Origin of the sequence: Acinetobacter geminorum (assembly GCF_013009345.1) — a bacterium.
GTDB classification, from domain to species: Bacteria; Pseudomonadota; Gammaproteobacteria; order Pseudomonadales; family Moraxellaceae; genus Acinetobacter; species Acinetobacter geminorum.
On the sequence record NZ_JABELE010000041.1, the window covers coordinates 1 to 2800 of the forward strand.

At 31.3% G+C, this 2800-nt stretch carries 2 protein-coding genes; both read right to left on the reverse strand.

Going from position 1 to position 2800, the window contains the following annotated elements; all coding sequences use genetic code 11:
- Window positions 1-238: 238 nt before the first annotated feature.
- Window positions 239-1138, reverse strand: coding sequence for a ParB/RepB/Spo0J family partition protein (locus HJG58_RS18545; RefSeq protein ID WP_005130172.1), 900 nt, complete (start codon window positions 1136-1138; stop codon window positions 239-241).
- 18 nt (window positions 1139-1156) lie between these two features.
- Window positions 1157-1933, reverse strand: coding sequence for a ParA family protein (locus HJG58_RS18550; RefSeq protein ID WP_000104830.1), 777 nt, complete (start codon window positions 1931-1933; stop codon window positions 1157-1159).
- Window positions 1934-2800 lie beyond the last annotated feature (867 nt).

Consider the following 2800-nt stretch of genomic DNA (forward strand, 5'->3'; position numbering starts at 1 on the left):
ACCTCATACCCAAGTTGTAACCTAAATTTTAGCAACTTAGGAAAACTTTACCTTCAAAGGCTTTATGCAACAAAGCCTATGCCAAAGCATTGCATCAACTCATCTTAGGATGGTCGAAAAATACGCTTTAAACATTCAATTTACATGACAAATTTATGAAAATATTATTATGACTACTTATATAAATTTTCCTAATTGCAAAAAATAGTGTAGCAACTTGCTACACTATTTTTTTACTTTATTTTTCTAACATTCGTTTTAGGAAAGCTTTTAATTCTTGTAAATTTTGATCATCAAATTGGCCCATTTTTAAAGATACCTTTAATGTATTATGGTCAAATTTGATATTACCAGCAACTTTCCCATCATATTCAATTTTATGTACAATTGAAGTTTGAATTACTTCTTTCGTTTCTCTTGACTTAAAGATTTTTTCAGCTAGTGATGCCAGTTTTGTCTGTTCAACTTCTTTTTTAAGCAATTTTGACCATGCTTCGAATAATGCTTCTTTAGCTTTTTCATGGTTTTCATCATGATCTGATAGAAACTTTTTCACTGCTGTAGCAGCGGTCCGTGCTAATAATGACGGCTGTTTCTCCAAATCTTCAATCAACTCTCCAGGTAATTTTTCATAAGATAAATATTTATACATATCTTCACGATTCAAACCTAATGACTTTGCTAACTTCTGCTTATTTTTTTTTAATTTTTCATCCAAAGAAGTTAATCCAACATATATTTCATAATCTGTCAGATCTTCTCGCTTTAAATTTTCAGCTAATGTTAATAAAGCAGCTTCTTCATCCGATGCATCAATAATGATTACTTCAATGGTATTCTTATTGAGAAATTGGTGGGCTTTCAATCGTCTTTCACCAGCAATCAACTCATATTTATCATTTATTCTACGAACTGCAATTGGTTGTAATAGCCCAATTTCTTCAATTGATGCTGCTAAATCTTCAATATCTTGTTGATTAAAGAGTTTTCGAGGCTGGTTAGGGCTAGCCTGAATATCTGTAATTTGTACATTACGTCTTAGCTCTTTGACATCGTTAATATGCTCCTTTTGGGCATGTTGATGCTTTTGAGTATTTTGCTGAAGACGTTTAGCCAATAGCTCTTTATTACTTACCATAGTATTTCCAGAATTATATTATCCGACACGCTGAACAATTTCTTGTGCTAAAGTTTCAAAAGCTTTTCGAACTTTTGAGTTTTTATCAACAGATAATAAAGGTTGTTGCAAAATTGCAGCTTGATTAACCTTAGTGCTCATTGGAATTGTGGTATGCAATAATTCTCCAACTTGATTAAATGCTTCATCTTTTATTAATTTACATACATTCTGACGCTCATCATGTTTAATTAATAAAGCACCTAAGAGTTCTAATTCAGGGTTAACTCTTCTAATTTTACTTAAATGATTAATTAAATCAGTAACACCATAGAGACCGTATTGTGAACCAGATTCAATTGGAACAATAACATGTGTCGAAGCGGCTAAAGCATTGCTGGTTAGTAATTTTAAGCTAGGAGGGCAATCAATAAGAATGTAGTCATATAATCCTTCTAGAATTTCCAATTTATTTGAAAGTTCCTCGGATGGTCTTGGTGCATCATCTTTCAATTGATCTTCAGTTTTACCAAGAGTTAATGAGCCATATATTAAGGAAACATTTTTAAATTTTGTTTCTTCTTCTAATGCTTCCGATAATAGACTTATATCACCAATAAGTAATTCAGCTGATGTAGTTTCAACTTCGCTAGGGTGTCTTAATCCTATATGTAAACTTGCATTTGCTTGTGGATCCAGATCAATTACTAAGACCTTATTTCCTAATTCAGCAAGCTCTGAAGCAAGATGTACTACAGTAGTTGTTTTCCCGCAACCACCTTTATGATTAGCTACAGCAATGATTTTAGTTGACATATTTGTCTTAAGGAATTTACTTTGATTTCATTTAATATAAAGATATTTGTAGCAACTTGCTACAGTTCCTTTGTCATATTTTTATCTTTTGAATTCAAAAGATGTGGGAAAAACATTTCTTAACTTTTTTAAAAAATATAGCTAGCTAATTTTAATTAGTATTAATTAGTTAATTATAATTAAACAAGTTTTATTTGTTTAAAAAACAATTAGATAGATTTTTTAAAGTGGAAGGTTTGTCACTAATAAGTGGAAGGCCTGTCACTGATAAGTGGAAGGTTTGTCACTAATAAGTGGAAGGTTTGTCACTGATAAGTGGAAGGTTTGTCACTATGGTGGAAGACTTGTCATTGTGATTTATTTTAATGTGTTTTTTTAATTTAAAACAATACAATTCAACTGCTTGTGATGTTGATAAGTTTGTTTTTATTGAAATAAAGGTGGAAGACTTGTCATTAGATGTTTTTTATTCTGTGGATAAAATATTTGTATAAAATTTAATTGATAACATGATGTTTGATAGTCAAGAATATCGGAATGGTGGAAGGCTTGTCACTTTAATGGTGGAGTATATGTTGAGTAATTCCACTTTAGTGGTGCTGTAGGCTATTCCTACTTTCAAATTGATTGCTTGAGCGACACAGATGAATTATCAAAGGTGGAAGAACTGTCACTTAAAAGTGTTTATTTTTATATTTATTCCACCATAAGGCTGAATAGTACCAAAATTGCACTTTAATAGGGCTTTGTTGCATAAAGGTTTGAAAGATAGAAGCGATCCTAATTGAGCCAAATTTAAGTGACAACTCGGGTATGTGGTCTGCCTAAGTCCGTAAATTTATTTAATACTGCCATACGTGCATGAAT